Source organism: Methylobacterium fujisawaense (assembly GCF_039619325.1).
GTDB classification, from domain to species: domain Bacteria; phylum Pseudomonadota; class Alphaproteobacteria; order Rhizobiales; family Beijerinckiaceae; genus Methylobacterium; species Methylobacterium fujisawaense.
The window spans coordinates 4,914,299-4,934,984 of sequence record NZ_CP155000.1 but is presented as its reverse complement, the minus strand read 5'-3'; the positions used below and the strand labels follow the sequence as shown (position 1 = coordinate 4,934,984).

Genomic DNA, 20,686 nt, shown 5'->3' with positions numbered 1-20,686 from the left:
TTTCGAAAGCTGATATCGACCAAATAAACCGGCGCACTCCGACACGGGTAATTTTTCCTAGAAGTCCGATTGACTGCGAGGCACTGACAATCGCCAACGGATGTCAGTCAATATGGGGCGAATGCTGTCTTCTTAATGTCCCGATCGCCGCGATAATGGCATGCTGCAGGTCACGAGATGGAACGTTGGCGACCGAGGTGAGGCGATGCCGACACGGGCACTGATGCGTCCGCAGGCGACGACCGAGGCCGGCGCCGCCCCGCGCGGCTTCTCCTCGCGCCACTATCTGAAGCTGATCGAGGACACGGGCAAAGTGGGCTTTTGGTCGGCGGACCTGCGCTCCGAGCGGCTGGACGCATCGCCGGGCCTCTACCGGATCCTGGGCCTCGACCCGACCACCGAGATGACCTTCGGCTTCGGGCTCGACATGATCCATCCGGAGGATCAAGCCGCGCACGGCGACCAGATCGCCGTGCTGCGCTCCGGTCAGCCGGTCAGTCGCGAGTTCCGCATCATCCGACCGGACCGGACCCAGCGCTGGCTCCTGCACCACGCCGAGGTCATGCTGGGCGCGGACGGGCGCCCGAGCCAGGGCATGGGCGTCGTGTTCGACGTCACGGCGCAGCACGAGACCATGAACGCGCTCATGCAGCGGCATGACCGCCTGAACGCGCTGATCGCCGCGACGGCAGCGGTCTTCTGGGTCAATAAGGCGAACGGTGAGCCCAGCGAGATGCCGCAGTGGATGGCCCTGACCGGTCAGTCCCACGCGCAGATGCAGGGTCTGGGCTGGCTCGACGCCGTCCACCCGGACGACCGCTCCCGCACGCTCGCGGCCTGGACCACGGCTGTGGAGCACACGGCGCCCTACAACACGGACTATCGCGTCCTGTGCGCGGACGGAATCTATCGCTGGTTCAACGCCCGCGGCGCGCCGGTCCTCAACAAGGACGGCTCTGTCCGCGAATGGGTCGGCGTCTGCCTCAACGTTCCGGGACGTACCCGCTACGGGGCGTCACCGCCCGAGGCTGCACTGCAGCAGAAAACCGTGTCGACCGCGCCCGCCGACGAGACCCTGATCCCGAGCCAAATCCGCGCGGCCCGTGCGATCACGGGCCTTTCTAAGGATGATCTTGCCGCGTTGGCCAATGTCTCGGTCTCGACACTCAATCGGCTAGAGGACCCAGCCTCGGCCGTTCGGTCGCGGTCGGACACTTTGCTCGCCGTGCGTCGTGCCCTGGAAGAGGCGGGCGTCGAATTCATCTTCGAGGCAGGCAAGAAGTCCGGCGTCCGCGAGGCGTGACTGCGCGCCAGACCATCCAGAACTGGGTTGCGGAGGCTGACCGCAGCGAAGGCCGCCGCGCGGCCAAGCCGGCGACGGCCGATCCCAGCTTGACTGCGCCCGAGCGGGACGAACTCGTCCGGCCGCGGCGTGAGAACCGACAGCTGAAGGTGGAGCGCGACATCCTCTCACGCGCGACGGCCTGGTTTGCGAAGGAGACCGGAGTTCTGCCGTCGGGGTCTTCCGGTTCATGAGCGCGGACCAGGCCGACTTCCCGGTCGCCGCCATGGCCCGCGTCCTCGGCGTGTCGAAGGGCTTCTCCACCCTCGAATGCGAGTTGCTGGCTCGGCCCTCGCTTCCGCGCGCAGGCCGAGGCACGGATGGCGGTCTTCAGCTCCATCGAGGGCTTCTGCAATCCGCTGCGCCGTCACTCGGCGCTCGGCGACCGCTCACCCGTCGTCGACGTGCAGAAAACGGGGTCAGAACCGACGATCGCGACCCTGCTCTCCCAAGCCCCCTAACCGTCCACAGAAACGGGGCAATCCCAGCCCGAAATTCTCTATCTCCTTGCTCGCCGGCGCCAAGCTCTTGCCTGGGACTGTCCGAACCTCGATCTGGCGCAGCTTCAGCACCATCTGTTGCGCGCTCGTCTTCTGGCCTCGCCGCATGTCCGACTCCTCCGGTCCTGGCTGCTCCCCTCAATCAGCCCGGCCCAAAGCCGGCCGGTCAGGTCACTTCGACCTGTGCGCGGCTCGGACGGGTCAGATATAGGCGGAGGCCAAGGCCGGCGAGCCTTCGAGCGCGTGGGCGAGCACTTCCAATCCGTGCGTGATCTGCTGCCGGGTCGAGGGGCCGCCGAGACAGAGACGCACCGCCTCCGGCGGCGTCCCCGCGATGCAAAACGGGTCGCTGCCGATGACGCCGAGCCCGGCCGACCGACCTTGGCTGGCGAAGGCCGAGCGCGTCCAGCCCTCCGGCAGCGTGATCCAAACGTGGAAGGCATGTGGGTCGGCAGTATAGGCCCCGGCTGGAAGCATCGCGGCCGCGATGCGCTGGCGCGCGGCCGATTCCTCGCGAACGAACTGGACGATGGCCTCCGCCGTGCCATCCATGATCCAGCGCGTCGCCAAGGCCGTCGCGATCGGCGAGGCCATCACGGTCGCGGCTCGGAGTGCGCCGCCGAGCGGCAGGGCGGAACGGGCGCTCGGGGCGACCAGGAAGGCGAGGCGAAGTCCGGCGCCCAGGCACTTGGCGAGACCCGCCACGTAGTAGGTGATCTCCGGAGCAAGCTCCGCAAAACTCGGTGGCGGGGTCGGGCAGATGCGCGCGTAGGCGTCGTCCTCGATGATGGTGACGGCGTATCGCCGCGCAACCGCGATAATGGCCTCGCGCCGCGCCCTGGGCAGGGTCGCGGTGGTGGGGTTCTGCAGCAACGGATTCAGGTAGATGGCCTTCGGTGCGACTTTGGTGCAGGCGGCGGCAAAAGCATCCGGGTCGACCCCGAATCGGTCCATGGGCAGATCGACGAGGCGCAGCCGCAAATGCGCGGCGAGCGCGCGGATGCCTGGATAGGTAATCCGCTCCGCGCAGATCGTATCGCCCGCCTGGGCGACCTGACCCAGTATGCTGAACAGGGCGCTGTGCGCACCGGGGCAGATCAGCAGACGCTCCCGGGGCGGGACGATTCCGCGGCCTTTCAGCCAGCGCAGAGCCGCTTCCTTATCCTCCTCGGTGCCGCCGAAGCCCTGGTAGCGCAGCAGGCTGGTGAGATCGCCGGACAGGTCCACGAACGCGGCTTGCATGCGGGCTTGCAGGGCCGGCGCGTCGGGCTCTGGGGGCAGGTTCATGGTGAAGTCGACCGGCCCGATCCGACGCGCTGCCGCCGCACCGCTCGAACGGGGCGGACGCGCCGGATCGATCACGAAGGTCCCCTGGCCGACGCGCCCCTCGATCAGCCCGCGCTTGTGGGCCTCGACGTAGCCGCGCGAAATCGTCGTGAAGTTCAGGTCGAGCGCCTCGGCGAGTGCGCGCTGGGTCGGGAGGCGCGTCCCCGCCGTCAGACGCCCGGTCCGGATGTCGTCGGCCAACGCCTCTGCAATGGCGAGGTAACGAGGCTTACCCCACCGCTTCAGATCCGGCACCCAGAGTCCGACCCCACCCGTCTGCGGGTTGGGTCGTTCGTCTCGCTCCGGCGAAGTCATGCGTGGTGGCCCAGATCATGATGCGATCAATGCGTGATTGTATGGCTAGCAATAGCCATACCGCAGCCATGCCTCGAACATTCCCTGGGTGATTTCCATACAATCCATATAATCGAAGATCCGCGAATGCGCACGCGTTGGCGATTTTTTGTCCACGTCACGCTCATCTGGTAGGCGCCGGATACATATCTGGCGAAACTAAGCCGTGATCATTGATCGCATTATTGTATGAATATAACACCCGCGCTTTGTATGGCCCATTGATCGAAGCACTCTGGCACACCGTTTGCCATGAATGGACTGCGACCGCTCGAAGATCAGTCTGCCGCGGTTCAATCCATCGAGGAGAACGATCAATGCCTGCTGTGAACCGCGAGCCTCACAAGAAGGGCGATGTCCTGGTCGATTACGAGGAGAAGGTCTTCGAGGACGTCAAAGCCGAGCCGGGCCAGAAGGCGCTTGTCACCTTTCACACCGTCGCGTTCGAGGGCTCCATTGGCCTCGTCAACCTGCTTCAGGCGACCCGCCTGCAGCGCAAGGGCTTCGAGACCTCCATCCTTCTCTACGGCCCGGGCATTACGCTGGGCGTCCAGCGCGGCTTCCCGAGGCTCGGCGACGAGGCCTTTCCAGGTCACCTCAACTTCAACAACCAGCTTGAGAAGTTCATGGCCGAGGGCGGCAAGGTCTATGCCTGCCGGTTCTCGACCCAGGCGCTCTACGGACACGGCGAGGCCGCCTTCATCGAGGGAATCCGCATGATCAATCCCCTCGACGTCCTCGACTGCATCCTCCTGCACAAGCGCGACAACGCCGTGATCATCGACACCTGGACCGTCTGACCGGGCCCTCGGCCCCCAATCCGGGACGTCGCATCCGGCGGCCATGCGGGACGTGGCCGCCGTCACAGCCGGAGGTTCAACCATGTCAGAGAACCGGATCGTGCGGGCCGCCGCCGTCCAGATCGCGCCGGATCTCGACCGGCCGGAGGGGACCCTGGAGCGGGTGCTGAACGCCATCGATGAGGCCGCCGCGAAGGGCGCGCGCTTCATGGTCTTCCCCGAGACCTTCGTCCCCTACTACCCCTACTTCTCCTTCGTGCTGCCGCCCGCGCTGCAGGGCGCCGAGCACCTCCGCCTCTACGAGCGCGCGGTGGCCGTGCCGGGACCCGTGACGCAGGCCGTCTCGGCCGCCGCGCGCCGCCACGGCGCCGTGATCGTGCTGGGGGTCAACGAGCGCGACCACGGCTCGCTCTACAACGCGCAGCTGATTTTCGATGCGGACGGCACGCTGAAGCTCAAGCGCCGCAAGATCACCCCGACCTACCACGAGCGCATGATCTGGGGTCAGGGCGACGGCGCCGGGCTCACCGTGGTCGAAACGGCGGTCGGCCGCGTCGGCGCGCTGGCGTGCTGGGAGCACTACAACCCCCTCGCCCGCTACGCCCTCATGGCGCGCCACGAGGAAATCCACGCGGCGCAGTTCCCGGGCTCGCTCGTGGGCCAGATCTTCGCCGATCAGATGGAGGTGACGATCCGCCACCACGCGCTGGAGGCGGCCTGCTTCGTGGTCAACGCCACCGGATGGCTCACCGACGCGCAGGTGGCGCAGGTGTGCCCGGACGAGCGCCTGCGCGGCGCCTGCCGGGGAGGCAATTGCACCGCCATCGTCTCGCCGGAGGGCAAGCACCTCGCGGATCCCCTCGGGCCCGGCGAAGGCATCCTCGTCGCCGACATGGACCTCGCGCTGGTGACCAAGCGCAAGCGGATGATGGACGCGGTCGGCCACTACGCGAGGCCCGAACTCCTCAGCCTCCTCCACGACGACCGGCCGGCCTCGTTCGTGCACCAGCCGATCCATTCCCAGACCGATTTCCGGAGCCTCGACCATGAGCCGTTCTCCGCTTCCGACGAGCCGTCCCGCGTGTCCGCCGGCGGTACCGGGACTGGTCGGGATGCCGACGGAGCGCCTGATCAACGCGTTGCAGTCCTACGGCGTTAGGCTCGCCGACACCCGCGCCGGGGCGCCGAGCCGCCGCGGCGGGGCCGGACCGTCGGACCACAAGGCCATGACCATCGCGGGCCGCACCGTGATGGTGCCGGTCCACACCGAGGCCGCCTTCGACTCGCCCTTCCTGGTCCGTCACCCGGACGCCAACGGGGTCTCGGCGATCGAGCATGACGGCGTGGTGATCGGGCAGGCGACCTTCCCGGGCAAGCCGCGCTTCTACGCGCTCTCGACCCTCGACGGCGTGCCTTACGCGAAGATCGCCGTTCTGCACGGGCGGGACGTGCTCGCCACCACCGTGCTCCAGACCTGTATCCGCTACGCCAGCCGCACGAAGACCTGCCAGTTCTGCTCCATCGGCCAGTCCCTCGCCGCCGGTCGCACCGTCGCGCACAAGACGCCCGAACAGCTCGCCGAGGTCGCCCGCGCGGCCGTGCTCCTCGACGGCGTCAAGCACATGGTCATGACCACAGGCACCCCGAACGCGACCGACCGGGGCGCCGCCGTCCTCTGCGCGAGCGCCTTCGCCGTCAAAGCCGCGGTCGACCTGCCGATCCAGGCGCAATGCGAGCCGCCGGATGACGACCGCTGGTTCGAGCGCATGAAGGCCTCGGGCATCGACGCCCTCGGCATGCACCTGGAGGCCGTCACGCCCGAGATCCGGGCCCGGATCATGCCCGGCAAGGCGAGCGTGCCACTGGAGCGGTACTATACGGCCTTCGAGGCGGCCGTTCCGGTCTTCGGGCGGGGCCAGGTCTCGACCTACATCCTGGCCGGCCTCGGCGACGCGCCGGAGGCGATCCTGGAGATGGCCGAGCGCCTCATCAAGATGGGCGTCTACCCGTTCGTGGTGCCGTTCGTGCCGATCTCCGGCACGCCGCTGGAGAGCCACCCGGCGCCCGGCCCCGACTTCATGCACGGCATCCTCAAACCCCTCGCGGACATGCTGGTCGGCGCAGATCTCCGCGCGACCGACATCAAGGCCGGCTGCGGTCGCTGCGGCGCCTGCTCGGCGCTTTCCACCTACGAGCGCGCGGGGGTGACATCATGATCCTCGAACCCGTACCGCCGTACTGGCCAAGCCACTTCCGCATCAAGTTCGCCACGAGTGCGTGGGAGCGGCGCGCCTGCGCGGCGCTGCGCCGCCAAGTCTTCTGCGCGGAGCAGCGCATCTTCACCGAAGACGACCGGGACGCCGTCGACGCGCACGCCATCCCGATCTGTGCCCTCTCGACGCTCGGCGGCGACGCCGATGCCGTCGTCGGCACCGTTCGCATCCACCACGGATCGGAGCGTCCCGGCGAGTGGTGGGGCTCGCGCCTGGCCGTCGCCGGACCGTTCCGCGGCACCGCCGCGCTGGGCGCCGGGCTCATCCAGGTCGCGGTCGCCTCGGCCCATGCGCGGGGCTGCACGCGGTTCCTGGCCCATGTGCAGGACCGGAACGTCCCGTTGTTCCGGGCCCTGCACTGGACGAGCCTCGAGGAAGTCGCCTTGCACGGGCGAGCCCATCACCTGATGCAGGCAGACCTCGCGGCCTACCCGCCGATGCACGATCCGGAGCACGGGCTCGTCACGTTCCGCAAGGCCGCGTGATGACGGCGGGCTTCGACCTCCAGGCCCTGGCCGGCCAGATCCGTGACGCGCGCGGCGTCGCCCATAAGCGCGACATCGATGCCGTGGTCGCGCGGCTCGGCCTGACCAGCCGGCGCGCCGCGGTGCCGGTCGGTGACGATTGTGCCGCCATACCGGATGGCGACGGCCACCTGCTGTTCGCCATCGAAGGCTTCCTCGACAGCTTCGTCGCGGCCGATCCGTATTTCGCCGGCTATTGCGGCGTCATGGTCAACCTCAGCGACATCGCCGCCATGGGTGGGCGGCCGCTCGCCGTGGTCGACGCGCTGTGGAGCCGGGATGCCGCGGCGGCGGACCCGATCCTGGCAGGCCTGTCCGACGCTGCAACGCTCTACGGGGTCCCGATCGTCGGCGGTCACACCAACACGCGCGCCCAGGCGGGCAACCTGGCGGTCGCCGTGCTCGGCCGGGCCGGGCCGCGCCTGCTCACGAGCTTCGACGCGGCGCCCGGCGACGACCTCGTCGCGGCGATCGACCTGCGCGGACGCTTCCGCGAACCCTACCCGTACTGGGACGCCTCGACCGGCACGGCGGGCGAGCGCCTGCGCGGTGATCTCGCGTTGCTGCCGGGCCTCGCGGAGGACGGGCTCTGCCGGGCGGCCAAGGACATCAGCATGGCGGGCGTCGTCGGCACCGCCCTGATGCTGCTGGAATGCTCGAAGGTCGGCGGTGTCATCGACCTCGACGCGATCCCGCGGCCTGCGGATGTACCGCTCGCCCGCTGGCTCAACGCCTTTCCGAGCTTCGGCTACCTCCTGAGCGTTCGCCCTGAGCGCACGGCCGCCGTGCGCGCGCGGTTCGCCGAACGGGACATCGGGGTCGCCACGGTGGGTCAGCTCGATGCAAGCCGCGTCGCCCGAGTGCGCGATGCCTCCGGCGAGGAAGCCGTGGTCTGGGACTTCGCGGTCGGCCCGCTGATCGGCTGCGGCCAGGACGACAAGGATGCCGTCCGATGACGGCCCTGCGCATCGCCGTCCTGACCCACTCCACCAATCCGCGGGGCGGGGTCGCGCATTGCCTCGCCCTGGCCGAGGCCCTGTGCGCGCTCGGGCATGAGGCCGTGGTCCACGCGCCCGATCCGTCCGGGCGCGGCTTCTTTCGCCCTGCCGCCTGCCCGATGGTCTCAGTGGCCGCAAGGCCGGTCGCCGGCACGACGGTCGACCTCGTCCGAGCTCGGATCGACGATTACCTGCGCCACTTCGCGTCCCCCGCCGCCTATGACTTCGACGTCTTTCACGCCCATTGCGGCATCGGCGGCAATGCCCTCGCGACGCTCAAGCACCGCCGCTTGATCCCCGGCTTCGTGCGCACGGTCCATCACCTCGACAGCTTCTCCGACCCGGTGCTGGCGGATTGGCAGGATCGCTCGATTCGTGAGGCCTCGCGCCTGCTCTGCGTCAGCCGCGCCTGGGCGGACCGGATCGCGGGCGATCTCGGTACGGAGATCCCCGTCGTCGGGAACGGGGTGGACCTGTCGATCTACCGAGCGATGCCGACCGAAGCCGACGCGATCGTGCGGGCGCGCTGGGGCCTCGGTGGCGGGCCGATCGTCCTGAGCGTCGGCGGATTTGAGGAGCGCAAGAACACCGCCGGCATCATCGAGGCCTTCGCGCTCCTGCGCAGACGCCACCCGCAGGCGCAGCTCGTGGTCGTGGGCGGCGCATCGCTCCTCGATCATGCGTCCTACGGCGTCCGCTGCCGCGCCGCGCTCAGCGCCCACGGACTTGTGGTCGGGCGCGGCGAGGCAGTCATCGAGACCGGGCCGGTCTCTCAGGCGGAGATGCCGGCCTTCTATCGGACGGCGGACGTTCTCGCCTTTCCCTCCTGGACGGAGGGCTTCGGCCTCTGCGTGCTGGAGGCGATGGCCTGCGGCCTTCCGGCGATCGTCTCCCGCCGGCCGCCCTTCACCGAGTATCTCCGGAGCGACGACGCCCTCTTCGTCGATCCTTGCGATCCCCGGGACATCGCCGACGCCATGACGGCCGCCCTGGCCCCGATGACCCGCGCCGGCCTGCACGCTGCCGGGTCGGCCCGGGCCGCCACCCACTCCTGGCGCGCCTGCGCCGAGCGTCACCTCACGACCTACGCGGCCTGCGCCCGCGTCGAACGGGAGCCGATCCATGCCTGAGATGCATTTTCACATCCGCTGGCCCGATGGCCGGCGCGAGGCCTGCTACTCGCCCTCCCTCGTCGTCAAGGACTTCCTCGCCCCAGGCGAGAGCTACGCCCTCGACGACTTCGTCGAGAAGACCCGCACGGCCCTCAACATCGCGAGCGAGCGGGTGCGCGAGAAGTACGGCTTCGCCTGCTCGTCGGCGATGGCCCAACTCGCCCGGATCGAGGCCGCGGCGAAGCGGCAGGCCCCGGGCGGCCTCGTCACGGTCGAGACCTTCGAGCCCTGAACCAGAGCGTCCTTGGGAACATCACGGAGTCAGAGCCATGACATCCACGTCCCGTCACGTCCCTGTCGCCATCGTCGGTGGCGGCCAAGCCGGTCTCTCGGTCAGCTACCACCTGAAGCAGCGCGGCATCGAGCACCTCGTGTTCGAGAAGGAATCCGCGGCGCATACATGGTCCTCGCAGCGCTGGGACACGTTCTGCCTGGTCACGCCGAACTGGCAGTGTGACCTGCCGGGGCACCCCTACGATGGGCCGGATCCTCACGGGTTCATGAAGAAGGACGAGATCGTCGCCTACCTGGAGGGCTTCGTCGCCAAGGTGAACCCGCCGATCCGCGAGGGTGTCGCGGTCACACGGGTCGAACGCCGCGAAGATGGTCTTTTCTCGGTCCGGACCTCGGACGGCGACTACACGGCGAGCGAAGTCGTGGTCGCGTCGGGCGGATATCATACGCCGATCATTCCGCGTATGGCCGAGAAGCTGCCGGATTCGGTCACGCAGATCCACTCGAACCAGTACCGCAACCCGGCGCAACTGCCCGCGGGCGCGGTTCTGGTGGTCGGCTCGGGTCAATCCGGCGCCCAGATCGCCGAAGACCTTCATCTCGCCGGCCGCACGGTCCATCTCGCGGTCGGCGACGCGCCGCGCTGCGCCCGGTTCTACCGGGGCCGCGACGTCGTCACGTGGCTCGCCGACATGGGCTACTACGAGATGACGGTCGACAACCATCCGCTGCGCGACGGCGTCCGCGACAACACCAACCACTACGTGACCGGCCGCGACGGCGGGCGCGACATCGACCTGCGCCGCTTCGCCCGCGAGGGCATGAAGCTCTACGGCGCGTTGGACGACTACCACGACGGTACGCTGCGCTTCCGCGACAACCTCAAGCGCTCACTCGACGGGGCAGACCGGACGTACAACGGCATCAACGCGGCCATCGACAAATACATCGCCGAGAACGACATCCAAGCTCCGGTTCAGGAGCGCTACACACCCGTTTGGGAGCCGGGCGAGCCCGTCACCGGCCTCACCCTTGCGGGCTCCGGCATCACGTCGATCATCTGGTGCATCGGCTTCACGCCGGACTTCCGGTGGCTCGATGCGTCCGTCTTCAACGGTGCAGGAAGCCCAAAGCACAAGCGCGGGGTGACGAAGGAGGACGGTGTCTACTTCATCGGCCTGCCCTGGCTGCACACCTGGGGCTCGGGCCGCTTCGGCGCGGTCGGCCGCGATGCCGAGTTCGTCGCGCAAGCCATCCAGAATCGCCTCGGTACCGAGCGGTTCGCTCTGAAATTCGCCGTGTAGCCATCCAGCCCATCCGCTTTCCGACAGTCGGTGCGATGATGCGCGGACATTGCTGCATTCCGGCTTGTAAGTCTTCGTCGCGCCACTTCCAGAGATTCGTCTTGAAATCGCCAGGGCCGGAATTCGCGTAGGCGGCTCGAAGGGAAGACGTTTCACGTCGGTCGATGCCTGTGTTCCTGCAAACGAAGCATCCTGGCCCGATCGGCCACCCGGAGCCGAATCGCGCACATCGGGCGATCATTTTATATCGACCTGCGGGATGATAGATTTTGCATCCGTCTCGCTCCAGGAAAATAAATAATGTCGCGACGAGCTGGGCGCCAGAATCCTAGCTTGGCCATTGCCACTGCATTCGATTTGTGAGACCCTTCAGCAACGTCGAATATACCGAGGGCGTTGCGATGCGCAGGGCTTGGCGAATATTTTATTTGGCCATCGCCTGCGCCGCGGGGCACGTTGCTGCGCCGGATGCACAGGCGGCGGAATATGCGCAAGGCATCTACGTTCTCGGCAACCGCGGCCCGCTTGCGGGCGTGACACCGCCGCCGGGCTTCTACTTCGAGAGCGAGACATACTACTATTCCGGCAATTTCGGCGGAAACCGCCTCTTCCAGGGCGGCGGCGTCGTCGCCGCCAACATCAAGAACGACACGAGCGCGAACTTCGTGACGCCGATCTGGGTCACGCCGTTCGAGATCCTGGGCGGCAATCTCGGCTTTTCCATCACTATTCCGTTCGGCACGCCCAATGTCAGTGCCGGGGCCGTCCTCGCCTCGCCGCGCATCGACCGCATCATTGCCGGCCGCGAGCGGGATGCGAACTTTAACGTCGGCGACATCTATCTCGCCTCGTTCGTAGGCTGGCATTCCGGCAACTTCCACTGGAGCGGCACGCTCCTCGGCGTCGTCCCGTCCGGCAGTTTCGAGAACGGCCAGCTCTCCAATATCGCACTCAACCGCCCTGCGATCGATCTCAGCGCCGCGCTCACCTACCTCGATCCGCTTCTCGGCTACGAGCTCTCGGTCGTGCCGGGCATCACATTCAATTGGATCAATCCAGCGACGCAATACCTCACTGGCACAGAGTTCCATCTGGAATGGTCGGCTTCGAAGTACCTGAGCAAGGAACTGTCGGTCGGTCTCGTTGGCTACTATTACAACCAGCTCACCGGCGACAGCGGTTTGGGCGACAGGATCGGCTCGTTCAAAGGTCGAGTCACGTCACTCGGTGCCCAGATTGGCTACACCTTCAAGCTGGGCGAAATCCCGGTCTCGACGAATGTGCGCTTCTTCCGCGAGTTCGGTGTCAAGAACCGCTTCGCCGGCACGGCAACGTACCTGACGATCTCTGCGCCACTCTGGGTCGCTCCGGCACAGCAGGCGGCGGACAATAAGCCGCTCGTGACGAAGCTTTGACGTCGGATACGGATTATCTCTGCCCAAGAACGCGGCCACACGGGCTAGCCTCACATCCGAGATCGATTTGGCCAAATGGGACGGTGAGGGATCAGACACCGGGCGTCGTCATCGGCCGGTGGGGTGAACGCGGATGTGCGGTGCAGACCGGCTTGTTCTCCAGGCATGCAGCCTGCTTGGCGCCTCCCGGACCACGCCAGAACACGACCGGTCACAAGCCAAAGCTGCGTGGACGCCTGCAGCCGACGGACCTGCCGCGCGGGAGGAGCGTGCATCGTTGGCCACTGCGCTGAAGGACAACGTCCCCGAACGCCGATCCAAGGCCGGCCTCCACCTGCGCCAATCGCCTCCGGAGAGGAGTGACCCATGCCCTGCAAGGCCGCATCACGGGCTTCTTCAAGGGCGGGCAGATTGGGAGAAGGCCTGCAGCGCGTTTGATGCCGCCGCAGGCAGAGCTTGCAGATCGTTCATCCGCGCTTTTGCGCCTGCGATTGAAAATCGCGGAGCGCTTCAGGTGTCACGCTCGACTCCCCGAGATCCACAATGATCCGATTCAGCTTGCCAGTGAAGTTGAACGGAACCTGATAGTCAGAGTCATCGACAGGCGTACCGGTATCGAGACCGACATCCAGGGTTTCATCCCAGGCAAAGGTGAAGGGCAGCGTGCGCGGTAGGGAACGCCGTGCCACTTCCTGACCGTCGACGGAAAGCGTACCCGACCCGCCTCGCGAGAACGGGCCGCCGTTCGCGTCCATCTGCCAGTCGAAGACAAGGGTGTGCCGACCGGGCAACAGCGCGACCGCGGCTTCCCATTTCGGTCGCTCCATGCCCAGCAGGTTCATTGTAAACACAGGCTTGCCCTCGCGCAGGTACAGGCCCCAGCCGGCAAAGCGGCCGCCTTGGGTAATCAGCATCCCGTTGGCCCCGCCCTGCGGCACCTCGATGTCGGCCGAAATTCGATATGAGCGATTGAGGATATTGGGCGCCGAATTCGCCTGAATGCCGAAGACCGGCGCCGTATAGATGAATTGCTTGCGGCCGGCGGCCGGGCCCGGTCGTGGCGTGATCATACCCGTGATCACCGAATTGTTTACAGGAAGCACTTGATAGCGGGTCGCTTCCACAAGCCAGAGCTCCTGCATGACACGCAGTCGCTCAGGCTCCTGTTTCGCAAGGTCGTTCAACTCTGTGGGATCCTGCGCGAGATTGTACAGCTCCCAATTGTAGCCGTTGATCGCATCATCGGGAACCGGGGCGCCCGGATTCCACGGCGTGGCTATGGGTGTCGTGCACGCGACCCATCCGTCGTGGTAGATCGCGCGGTTGCCGAAGATTTCGAAATACTGGGTCTTGCGATGGGACGGCGCATCCGCGTTGGGCTTGTCCCAGGTGTACACAACACTGGTGCCTTCCACCGGCGCTTGTGCAATCCCGTTCACCATGGTGGGATGTGGAATGCCGATCGCTTCGAGCAGCGTGGGCACGATATCGATCACGTGATGAAACTGCATTCGTATTCCGCCCGTGTCGGCGATACGCTTTGGCCAGGAGATTGCCATACCATTGCGTGTGCCACCGAAGTGCGACGCCACCTGTTTGGTCCAGCGATAAGGCGTATTGAATGCGAACGTCCATGGCACGGCCATGTGATTATAGGTGCGGTCGCTGCCCCAGGCTTCGATCAACGGCAACTGCTGCTCGACCGTGAATGACTGAAGATTGAAATAGGCGACCTCATTCGGCGTGCCGTTCATGGATCCTTCGGCACTGCTGCCGTTATCGCCGCTGATGTAGATGATCAGCGTATTGTCGAACTGTCCGAGATCTTCGACCGCCTGGATGACGCGACCGATCTCGTGGTCGGTGTAGGCGAGATAGGCCGCATAGACCTCCACCTGCCGCGTGAAGAGCCTCTTCTCGTCGATCGTCAGGCTATCCCACCGCTTCAGGAAATCCGGCCACGGCGGCAATTGCGCGTTCGCCGGAATCACGCCCAGCGTCTTCTGATTGTCGAAGATCTGACGGGCAAGCGTTTCCCAACCGGCGTCGAACTTGCCCTTGAACGTCTCGATCCAGTCTTTCGGCGGTTGGTGCGGCGCGTGCGTGCCGCCTGGCGCGTAGTGGATGAACCAGGGACGGTTGGGCGTGACCGCCGCAAGCGTCCTGATGTGGCTGATGGCATCGTCGGCCATCGCGGTCCCGAGATTCCAATCCTTCCGTCCGACGTAAGGATGGATCGGTGTTGTGTTGCGGAAGAGGTTGCCCGGCTGCCATTGGCTCGTATCGCCGCCGACGAACCCGAAGAAATAGTCGAAGCCCATGCCGACAGGCCAGTTGCCGAACGGGCCGACGGGATTGACTTCCCACGCGGGGATATTGTGGTTCTTTCCGAACCAGGCGGTGGAATAACCGTTCAGACGCAGCGTCTGCGCCACCGTGGCTTTCTCCGGCGGAATAATCGAGTTGTATCCGGGAAAGCCCGAAGACATTTCCGAGATATTTCCGGTCCCTGCCGAGTGATGGTTGCGGCCCGTGAGCATGGCTGCACGCGTGGGCGAGCAAAGGGCCGTGGTGTGGAAGGCCGTGTATCGAAGACCGGCCGCAGCGATCTTGTCGAGCGCGGGGGTCGGGATGAGGCCGCCGAAGGTCGACGGCGCGCCGAAGCCGACGTCGTCGGTCAGGATCAGAAGTACATTGGGCGCGCCCTCCGGGGCAGCAACCGCGGGCGGCCAAGCGGCAACGCTATCCTTTGCCGTCGGCATGATCGTGCCGCTGAATTGCGGCGTTGGCGTCGGCAACACACGGCTGTTCGGGAACTCGACGGCATTCGGCGCCCCTGGGCTTCCACGGAGCTGCGCGTGGACAGCGGTTCCTGTCACAGCCAGAGCGGCCGTTCCGGAGAGCAGGGCACGGCGGGTTGGACGGAACGTTGCGCCTTCGGGGGGCGTCGGCAAATCAATATTCGGCGCTGTCTCAGAGGGCTCGCTTTTCTCGATCATCGCAGTCCTCCCGCTGAGGCCGATCGCGTTCGATGCCCGGATCTGACGACGCAACGAAAGCCAAGATGGCTCGTCGAAGTGTCGACTGCCTCGGCATGTCGCGCCGCCGGACGGTAGCGTTGGCAGTAGTTCGGCGAGCACAAGTGTGAACCGCCCTTGATCACCTTCCGGGGAATGTTGATCTCCGGCTGACCAGGGTCGTAGCTGCCTTCCACGCATCCGCCGCGCGGATTCATCGGGATACAGCAAGCCTTGGGCGCATCGTCCTCATGCCTTGGCGCGTACCAGTCGGTCGTCCACTCCCAGACATTGCCGATCATGTCGTGCAGGCCGTAGCCGTTGGGCGGGAACGCGGTCACCGGAGAGGTGCGCTCGTAGCCGTCCAGGGCGAGATTCTCGTGCGGGAAGGCGCCTTGCCAGGTATTGGCCATGTGCCGGCCGCCCGGCGTGAGCTTGTCGCCCCAGGCGAACTCGGCCCCGTCGAGACCGCCGCGCGCGGCGTATTCCCACTCAGCCTCGGTCGGGAGGACCTTGCCCGCCCAGGCTGCGTAGGCATCAGCGTCGGCGTAGGCGACGTGCACCACCGGGTGATCGTCAAGGCCGGCGATCGAGGAGCCCGACCCGTAGGGCCGCCGCCAATGCACGCCGAATCTAAAGCGCCACCACGCGCTCCAATCGTGCAGTTCGACCGCGCCCCTGGGCGGCTTGAACACGAGCGAGCCGGGCTTCAGCATGTGCGGCAACGCGCCGGGGTAATCCTTCGGGTCGGGCCGGCGCTCGGCCATCGTCACGTAGCCGGTGGCGCGCACGAAGGTCCGGAAATCGGCATTGGTGACCGGCGTGCGGTCGATCCAGAAGCCGTCTATGCAGACTCGATGGACCGGGGCCTCTTCCGGATAGTGCCGGTCCGAACCCATCCGGAACGTCCCTCCAGGCACAAAGACCATGTCCGGCGAGGGATCTGACGACATGGCGAACCGGTGGAGGATGGGAGCTCTCGGCATCGCGCGCGCCTCAACGCGGACCAACGAGAATGCCTGCCGAAGGCGTGCAGCAACGTATCAAGTCTGCGCACGGCAGCTTGACCGAATGGGACAGGGGATCGGTTTCGACTCGGAAGCGCACTGTCCCATCCGGCTAGATCTGATGGAAGTTTCCCTGAGCCTGCGTGCCACGGTCCGCACCCGTAGGCCGAGATACCGGATCTCCGGATACTCTTCGCTTCAGCCCCGATCGAAAGAGCCCCTTTCGACGGCCCGTTCAGGGGCGGCACAGGCCGATATGGGACGTCTGTCTGGCCCGCTGGGGCGCCCAAAAGCCGCCGTTCGGATCTCGGCCCAATCCGGCGGGCTGCCTCGTGTTACGATAGCAGTTTCGGGTGCCGCGCGTGATCGGCGGAGAACGGGCGCGCCGTGCGGGTAAGCCGTGCGGCCCTTACGGAAAGGCGCTAAAGGCGCTCCATGTCAGACGCTCTGTTTTCGCCGGCCGTGGCTCGCAACGCCGGACCCATCGTCGAAGTCCTGAAGCGCGTCATGCCGCCCGACGGCCTCGTTCTCGAGATCGCAAGCGGGTCGGGTGAGCACGCCGTTCACTTCGCCAATGCGATGCCCGCGCTCGATTGGCAGCCCAGCGATCCAGACGAAGCGGCGCGCCGCAGCATCGGCGCCCATGCGCGGGCCTCGGGCCTGTCCAACATTCGTTCGCCGCTCGCGATCGATGCTGCCCGTCCGCCATGGCCGGTGGCGCGGGCCGATGCGCTCGTCGCGATCAACATGATCCATATCGCGCCCTGGGACGCCACCACCGGGTTGATGGCGGGCGCGGGCGCAACGCTTCCGGCGGGGGGCGTTCTCTATCTCTACGGTCCGTTCCGAGAGAATGGTGCCCAGACCGCGCCGAGCAACACAGCGTTCGATGACAGCCTACGAGCGAGGAACGCGTCCTGGGGTGTGCGTGACATCGAGGCCGTCGCGGCCGCCGCCGGGGCGCAGGGGCTACACCTTTTCGAGCGCGTCGCGATGCCGGCCAACAATCTGAGCCTGATCTTCCGTAAGACAGGCCAATCCCCTGCGCCTGTCCGGGAGGCATCGCTATGACCTCATCGACCTCGACCAGCGCGGTCGTGATCGGCGCTTCCGGCGGCATCGGCCAAGCCCTGGTCTCCCGACTCGCCGCAAGTGAGGCCTATGCCCCGATCTTCGCGCTCTCCCGCTCGCAGCCGTCAGTCCCGCGTGGCGTCCGCACCCACTCGATCGACCTGGGCGACGAGGCGTCGATCGCCACGGCCGCGGCCAAGGTCGGTGAGGCCGGATCAGCCGGTCTGATCATCGTCGCGAGCGGCATCCTTCATCAGGAGGGCGTCTTGCCCGAGAAGGCGCTCACGGCGCTCGATCCCGCCGCCATGGCCGCCGTCCTTTCGATTAACACGATCGGCCCTGCGCTCGTCGCCAAGCATTTCGTGCCGTTGCTGGCGCGGGAGGGACGGTGCGTGTTCGCGGCGTTGTCGGCGCGGGTCGGATCCATCGAAGATAATCGGCTCGGTGGCTGGTACGCCTATCGCGCCTCGAAGGCGGCTTTGAACCAGATCCTACGGACCCTCTCGATCGAGGTGGCCCGCAGCCGACCGGACGCAATCATCGTCGGCCTGCATCCGGGCACAGTCGCCTCCAACCTGTCGCGGCCCTTCCGGCCCGACCCGAGTGCCGAGGGTGTCTTTCAGCCCGATGAGAGTGCGGCTCATCTCCTGCGCGTGCTCGGCGACCTCGAAGTGAAGGATACCGGAGGCGTCTTCGCCTGGGACGGCACGCGTATCCCAGCCTAGGCGCGGCACCCGCTGACGCGCGTCATACGGTTTATGCCGGGGTGATAGCAGACGTCGAAGTCTGGTCTTCGTGTTGCCAGCATATTCGCCTCCAGAATGCGCCCAGTTCGGTTTTGTGAGGCGAACTCCTTCGGACCCTGAAGCGGCCGGGGTCCCTCGGTTGTCGTCGGCACTGTCTCGTCGAGGGACATCGACGCTGGCTCGCGCCGTGGGTCGGACCTGCAAGCCTTGCCTGTGTGCGGCCTGTCCGGCTCAGGGCGTCGGAAACCAGTTTCCGTGGAAACCTGGCGGGATCCGATGCCCGAGCCGGACAATCGCCAAGGGGGGCGCCTCGAACGAGCGAGCATCGAGGATCGCAAAGTCCGTCGTTTCATGCGCCGTGTCGATCACGAAGCCCATCAGCCAGCCTTCGTCCTCACCAGCACCTTCGCTTGCAGGCACGAACACGAACTCGCCCGGGACGTGATGCTCGCAGAACGGGTGCTCGCGGCGCTCACCCGTCTCAAGATCATGCTTGTAGAGCGTCGTCGCGCCGGCAAGCTGCGGATTGCCGTCCGCGGGTACGGACACCGTGTAGGCATACCGATATCTCTGCCCGAAGCGGCGCTCGTCGATGCGGGGAAACTCCTGCGCGGCTTGGTCGATCACGCGACGCTCGACGCGTTGCGTCGTGGGGTCCAGGGTCCAGCGCTCAAGCCGACCCAGCGTGTCGAGTTCGCCGCCCTCTGAGGCGAACATCGTCGGATAGGCGATCACGTCGAGGATCACGCGCCCATCCTCACCGTCGAAGGCGTTGACGGCATGGAAGACGAAGCACGGCTCGACGTCGCACCACACGATGTCGGTGGCGCGCCCGTGCCGTGGAAGCAGCCCGACCCGGGCGCGGTGAGCGCTGTTCCAGCGAAACGGGAAGCGGTGGCCGGCGAGCACGGCCCGCATCGAGAAGGTGACGGGAAGGTCGAGCACGACCACGAAGCGTGCCGTGATCGCGCAGTCGTGGACGCAGGGACCGTGCTGGACCGCGATCGGTACGTCGCGGACCACCTTGCCGGCCGCCGAGACGACGACGTGGCGGATGGCGTCCCAGACACGCCCGTCATAGGCGATCGCGTGGGTCTCGCCGGTGATCGGATCGCGGTGCGGATGCCCCGTGAAGGATCCGGCGAGCGTGCCCTCGAACGGATTGTAGCGTTGCGTCTCCAGGGTGTCGGAGAGTTCGACAGGGAAGCTGCCTGCTTCGACGACCGCGAAGGCGCGGCCCCCGATATCGACGACGTTGGTGTTGACGGTGTCGTTTGCGCCCCGACGCGGGCCGGGTGCGGCGGGCCGACCGAGGGCGGCGGCGGCCGTGCGCGAGCCGATCCACCGATTGCGGTACCACAAGGCTTTGCCATCCTTGATGGCGAGACCGTGCACCATGCCGTCGCCGAGAAACCAGTTGTGACCGCCCGACGCGGGCCGCACGGGGTTCGCGCCCATCTTGAGGTACCGACCGTCGAGCTGGGTCGGTATCGAGCCGATCACGGCGAGATCCTGCAGCGTCAGTTCCTCCCGCATCGGCTCGTGGATGCCGATCACGAAGGCGTTCGGAGTCTTTGGCAGCCGCGCCCGGTTGTAGGCAGCCACCAGTTCGACGCCGCCTTCGAGGACAGCGCGGACGGCGGATCGAATGGGATTTGGCATCGGGAGCTATCCCTTGGGTGCGTCATGGGCAGAGATGCCCTCATGTCGAGGGCGACCCGGCTCCGACGATGCGGAGCGGGCAAGTCTGCGACCTCCGGCCTACCGGACCAGGACGACGGCTTTCCGCTCGTGGGACGGATGGTCGATCTGGGCGACGATGTACCCTGCCACGTCGGCTCGAGAGATCAGGCCGTTTCGCCAGGACGCGGGCTCGGTCAGGACCTTGTAGCGGCCTGTCGCGGCGCCGGGCATCAGGACGCCGGGCCTGACGAGCGTCCAATTGAGGCTGCTCCTGCGGATGCGCATCTCCTGCGCGTCCTTGTCGTCGTAGGCGCGTCCGAACACCAAACGGAATGGCAGTTGCTGGAGAAGTCCGATCGCATCCCGGCTGTCGCCCGCACCGAAACCGGTGACGGCGATCAGCCGTTTCACCCCGGCGGTCTCCATTGCGGGCACGAGAAGGTTGGTCGCTTCAGAGAACAAGCGGACGGGCCTGATGAGATCCCTGGTCGGTACGCCCAGCGCCTGCACGACGACATCCACGCCATGGAGGGCGGCGGCGACATCGGCCGCATTCACCGCGTCGCCCGTAAACCGTTCCAAGCTCGGATCCGACAGACCGATGCCGGCTGCGGACCGCGCGAAGGCGCGCACACGGTGCCCGGCCGCCAGAGCCGCCTTTGTGGTCTCCAGGCCGATGCCCTTGCTGGCGCCTATGACGAGAACATGTGCCATGCTTGGTTCCTCACCACCGTGGTGTTCGACAAGACCGCATGGCGGGAAGCCGCGCTATGTGGCCCCTTGACCGGGGCCTGTCGGGTCTGAGTGGCCCGAAGGGGGAATCGCGCTTGTTCACAGGCCTTTGGCAACGATCGTGGGCGGCCGAACCAGACCGAGAGTATGACGCCATGAGCGGGAGCAAGCTCTGGAGCCGCGTTGCC

At 66.5% G+C, this 20,686-nt stretch carries 18 protein-coding genes and 2 pseudogenes; 14 read left to right on the top strand and 6 right to left on the bottom strand.

Translation table 11 applies throughout. The features are described 5' to 3' along the window. The first annotated feature begins 205 nt into the window (after positions 1–205). The 3 genes and pseudogenes from ABC766_RS23385 to ABC766_RS23375 form a co-directional block, all read left to right on the top strand. Positions 206–1,303, top strand: a complete 1,098-nt coding sequence (locus tag ABC766_RS23385) for a PAS domain-containing protein (protein ID WP_345819640.1) — start codon at positions 206–208, stop codon at positions 1,301–1,303. Beyond that, positions 1,300–1,536, top strand: coding sequence for a hypothetical protein (locus tag ABC766_RS23380; RefSeq protein ID WP_342143188.1), 237 nt, complete (start codon positions 1,300–1,302; stop codon positions 1,534–1,536). Before ABC766_RS23385 ends, ABC766_RS23380 begins: the two co-directional genes overlap by 4 nt. A gap of 62 nt (positions 1,537–1,598) precedes the next feature. After that, positions 1,599–1,803 (top strand): annotated as a pseudogene (locus tag ABC766_RS23375) (IS3-like element ISAav4 family transposase); the annotation flags it as partial. Here the strand turns inward: ABC766_RS23375 and ABC766_RS34025 are convergent. Both ABC766_RS34025 and ABC766_RS23370 read right to left on the bottom strand, forming a co-directional pair. Then, positions 1,792–1,950, bottom strand: a pseudogene (locus tag ABC766_RS34025) (IS3 family transposase); the annotation flags it as partial. The pseudogenes ABC766_RS23375 and ABC766_RS34025 sit on opposite strands and share 12 nt — an antisense overlap. 93 nt (positions 1,951–2,043) lie before the next feature. Continuing rightward, entirely contained in the window at positions 2,044–3,483 is a 1,440-nt protein-coding gene (locus ABC766_RS23370; RefSeq protein ID WP_345819638.1) for a PLP-dependent aminotransferase family protein, read from the bottom strand. Positions 3,484–3,839: 356 nt separating this feature from the next. Between ABC766_RS23370 and ABC766_RS23365 the strand changes: the two genes are divergently transcribed. The 9 genes from ABC766_RS23365 (at position 3,840) to ABC766_RS23325 (ending at position 12,242) form a co-directional block, all read left to right on the top strand. Beyond that, positions 3,840–4,322, top strand: coding sequence for an MSMEG_0572/Sll0783 family nitrogen starvation response protein (locus ABC766_RS23365; protein WP_012317268.1), 483 nt, complete (start codon positions 3,840–3,842; stop codon positions 4,320–4,322). Positions 4,323–4,404: 82 nt separating this feature from the next. Continuing rightward, a complete protein-coding gene (locus ABC766_RS23360) occupies positions 4,405–5,481 on the top strand; it encodes a Nit6803 family nitrilase (protein ID WP_345819637.1) in 1,077 nt (358 codons plus the stop codon). After that, complete coding sequence (locus tag ABC766_RS23355; RefSeq protein WP_345819636.1) at positions 5,435–6,538, top strand: MSMEG_0568 family radical SAM protein; 1,104 nt, start codon at positions 5,435–5,437, stop codon at positions 6,536–6,538. The genes ABC766_RS23360 and ABC766_RS23355 overlap by 47 nt, the downstream gene beginning before the upstream one ends. Beyond that, entirely contained in the window at positions 6,535–7,080 is a 546-nt protein-coding gene (locus ABC766_RS23350; RefSeq protein WP_111473721.1) for an MSMEG_0567/Sll0786 family nitrogen starvation N-acetyltransferase, read from the top strand. The genes ABC766_RS23355 and ABC766_RS23350 overlap by 4 nt, the downstream gene beginning before the upstream one ends. After that, positions 7,080–8,075, top strand: a complete 996-nt coding sequence (locus tag ABC766_RS23345) for a sll0787 family AIR synthase-like protein (protein WP_345819635.1) — start codon at positions 7,080–7,082, stop codon at positions 8,073–8,075. Before ABC766_RS23350 ends, ABC766_RS23345 begins: the two co-directional genes overlap by 1 nt. Beyond that, on the top strand, positions 8,072–9,247 hold the full coding sequence (locus tag ABC766_RS23340) for an MSMEG_0565 family glycosyltransferase (RefSeq protein WP_345819634.1): 1,176 nt from the start codon (positions 8,072–8,074) through the stop codon (positions 9,245–9,247). Before ABC766_RS23345 ends, ABC766_RS23340 begins: the two co-directional genes overlap by 4 nt. Beyond that, entirely contained in the window at positions 9,240–9,521 is a 282-nt protein-coding gene (locus tag ABC766_RS23335; RefSeq protein ID WP_043347232.1) for an MSMEG_0570 family nitrogen starvation response protein, read from the top strand. Before ABC766_RS23340 ends, ABC766_RS23335 begins: the two co-directional genes overlap by 8 nt. A gap of 37 nt (positions 9,522–9,558) precedes the next feature. Beyond that, positions 9,559–10,827, top strand: a complete 1,269-nt coding sequence (locus ABC766_RS23330; RefSeq protein WP_345819633.1) for an MSMEG_0569 family flavin-dependent oxidoreductase — start codon at positions 9,559–9,561, stop codon at positions 10,825–10,827. A gap of 401 nt (positions 10,828–11,228) precedes the next feature. Beyond that, on the top strand, positions 11,229–12,242 hold the full coding sequence (locus ABC766_RS23325) for a SphA family protein (protein WP_427902262.1): 1,014 nt from the start codon (positions 11,229–11,231) through the stop codon (positions 12,240–12,242). A gap of 467 nt (positions 12,243–12,709) precedes the next feature. On the opposite strand, the gene ABC766_RS23320 is transcribed toward ABC766_RS23325, so the two are convergent. Then, complete coding sequence (locus tag ABC766_RS23320) at positions 12,710–15,241, bottom strand: arylsulfatase (protein WP_345819631.1); 2,532 nt, start codon at positions 15,239–15,241, stop codon at positions 12,710–12,712. Continuing rightward, positions 15,238–16,245: a formylglycine-generating enzyme family protein gene (locus ABC766_RS23315; RefSeq protein WP_427902330.1), complete on the bottom strand. Its 1,008-nt coding sequence runs from the start codon at positions 16,243–16,245 to the stop codon at positions 15,238–15,240. Before ABC766_RS23315 ends, ABC766_RS23320 begins: the two co-directional genes overlap by 4 nt. 456 nt (positions 16,246–16,701) lie before the next feature. Between ABC766_RS23315 and ABC766_RS23310 the strand changes: the two genes are divergently transcribed. Next, the gene (locus tag ABC766_RS23310; RefSeq protein WP_345819629.1) at positions 16,702–17,337 is read left to right on the top strand and encodes a DUF938 domain-containing protein; all 636 of its coding nucleotides are present in this window, start codon (positions 16,702–16,704) and stop codon (positions 17,335–17,337) included. Beyond that, complete coding sequence (locus ABC766_RS23305; RefSeq protein WP_345819628.1) at positions 17,334–18,062, top strand: SDR family NAD(P)-dependent oxidoreductase; 729 nt, start codon at positions 17,334–17,336, stop codon at positions 18,060–18,062. Before ABC766_RS23310 ends, ABC766_RS23305 begins: the two co-directional genes overlap by 4 nt. A gap of 252 nt (positions 18,063–18,314) precedes the next feature. On the opposite strand, the gene ABC766_RS23300 is transcribed toward ABC766_RS23305, so the two are convergent. Together ABC766_RS23300 and ABC766_RS23295 are read right to left on the bottom strand one after the other, a co-directional pair. Next, positions 18,315–19,745 carry a carotenoid oxygenase family protein gene (locus tag ABC766_RS23300; protein WP_345819627.1) on the bottom strand — a complete coding sequence of 477 codons (1,431 nt, stop codon included), beginning with the start codon at positions 19,743–19,745 and terminating at the stop codon, positions 18,315–18,317. 99 nt (positions 19,746–19,844) lie between these two features. Then, the gene (locus tag ABC766_RS23295) at positions 19,845–20,480 is read right to left on the bottom strand and encodes an NAD(P)-dependent oxidoreductase (RefSeq protein WP_345819626.1); all 636 of its coding nucleotides are present in this window, start codon (positions 20,478–20,480) and stop codon (positions 19,845–19,847) included. Positions 20,481–20,686: the final 206 nt, after the last annotated feature.

What these genes read in the sequence shown, in the direction of transcription:
- ABC766_RS23325 (WP_427902262.1), top strand. Translation starts at nt 11,229, where the DNA reads ATGCGCAGGGCTTGGCGAATATTTTATTTGGCCATCGCCTGCGCCGCG.
- ABC766_RS23310 (WP_345819629.1), top strand. Translation starts at nt 16,702, where the DNA reads ATGTCAGACGCTCTGTTTTCGCCGGCCGTGGCTCGCAACGCCGGACCC.
- ABC766_RS23360 (WP_345819637.1), top strand. Translation starts at nt 4,405, where the DNA reads ATGTCAGAGAACCGGATCGTGCGGGCCGCCGCCGTCCAGATCGCGCCG.
- ABC766_RS23355 (WP_345819636.1), top strand. Translation starts at nt 5,435, where the DNA reads ATGCCGACGGAGCGCCTGATCAACGCGTTGCAGTCCTACGGCGTTAGG.
- ABC766_RS23295 (WP_345819626.1), bottom strand. Translation starts at nt 20,480, where the DNA reads ATGGCACATGTTCTCGTCATAGGCGCCAGCAAGGGCATCGGCCTGGAG.
- ABC766_RS23300 (WP_345819627.1), bottom strand. Translation starts at nt 19,745, where the DNA reads ATGCCAAATCCCATTCGATCCGCCGTCCGCGCTGTCCTCGAAGGCGGC.
- ABC766_RS23330 (WP_345819633.1), top strand. Translation starts at nt 9,559, where the DNA reads ATGACATCCACGTCCCGTCACGTCCCTGTCGCCATCGTCGGTGGCGGC.
- ABC766_RS23305 (WP_345819628.1), top strand. Translation starts at nt 17,334, where the DNA reads ATGACCTCATCGACCTCGACCAGCGCGGTCGTGATCGGCGCTTCCGGC.
- ABC766_RS23365 (WP_012317268.1), top strand. Translation starts at nt 3,840, where the DNA reads ATGCCTGCTGTGAACCGCGAGCCTCACAAGAAGGGCGATGTCCTGGTC.
- ABC766_RS23385 (WP_345819640.1), top strand. Translation starts at nt 206, where the DNA reads ATGCCGACACGGGCACTGATGCGTCCGCAGGCGACGACCGAGGCCGGC.
- ABC766_RS23340 (WP_345819634.1), top strand. Translation starts at nt 8,072, where the DNA reads ATGACGGCCCTGCGCATCGCCGTCCTGACCCACTCCACCAATCCGCGG.
- ABC766_RS23320 (WP_345819631.1), bottom strand. Translation starts at nt 15,241, where the DNA reads ATGATCGAGAAAAGCGAGCCCTCTGAGACAGCGCCGAATATTGATTTG.
- ABC766_RS23350 (WP_111473721.1), top strand. Translation starts at nt 6,535, where the DNA reads ATGATCCTCGAACCCGTACCGCCGTACTGGCCAAGCCACTTCCGCATC.
- ABC766_RS23335 (WP_043347232.1), top strand. Translation starts at nt 9,240, where the DNA reads ATGCCTGAGATGCATTTTCACATCCGCTGGCCCGATGGCCGGCGCGAG.
- ABC766_RS23315 (WP_427902330.1), bottom strand. Translation starts at nt 16,245, where the DNA reads ATGCCGAGAGCTCCCATCCTCCACCGGTTCGCCATGTCGTCAGATCCC.
- ABC766_RS23370 (WP_345819638.1), bottom strand. Translation starts at nt 3,483, where the DNA reads ATGACTTCGCCGGAGCGAGACGAACGACCCAACCCGCAGACGGGTGGG.
- ABC766_RS23345 (WP_345819635.1), top strand. Translation starts at nt 7,080, where the DNA reads ATGACGGCGGGCTTCGACCTCCAGGCCCTGGCCGGCCAGATCCGTGAC.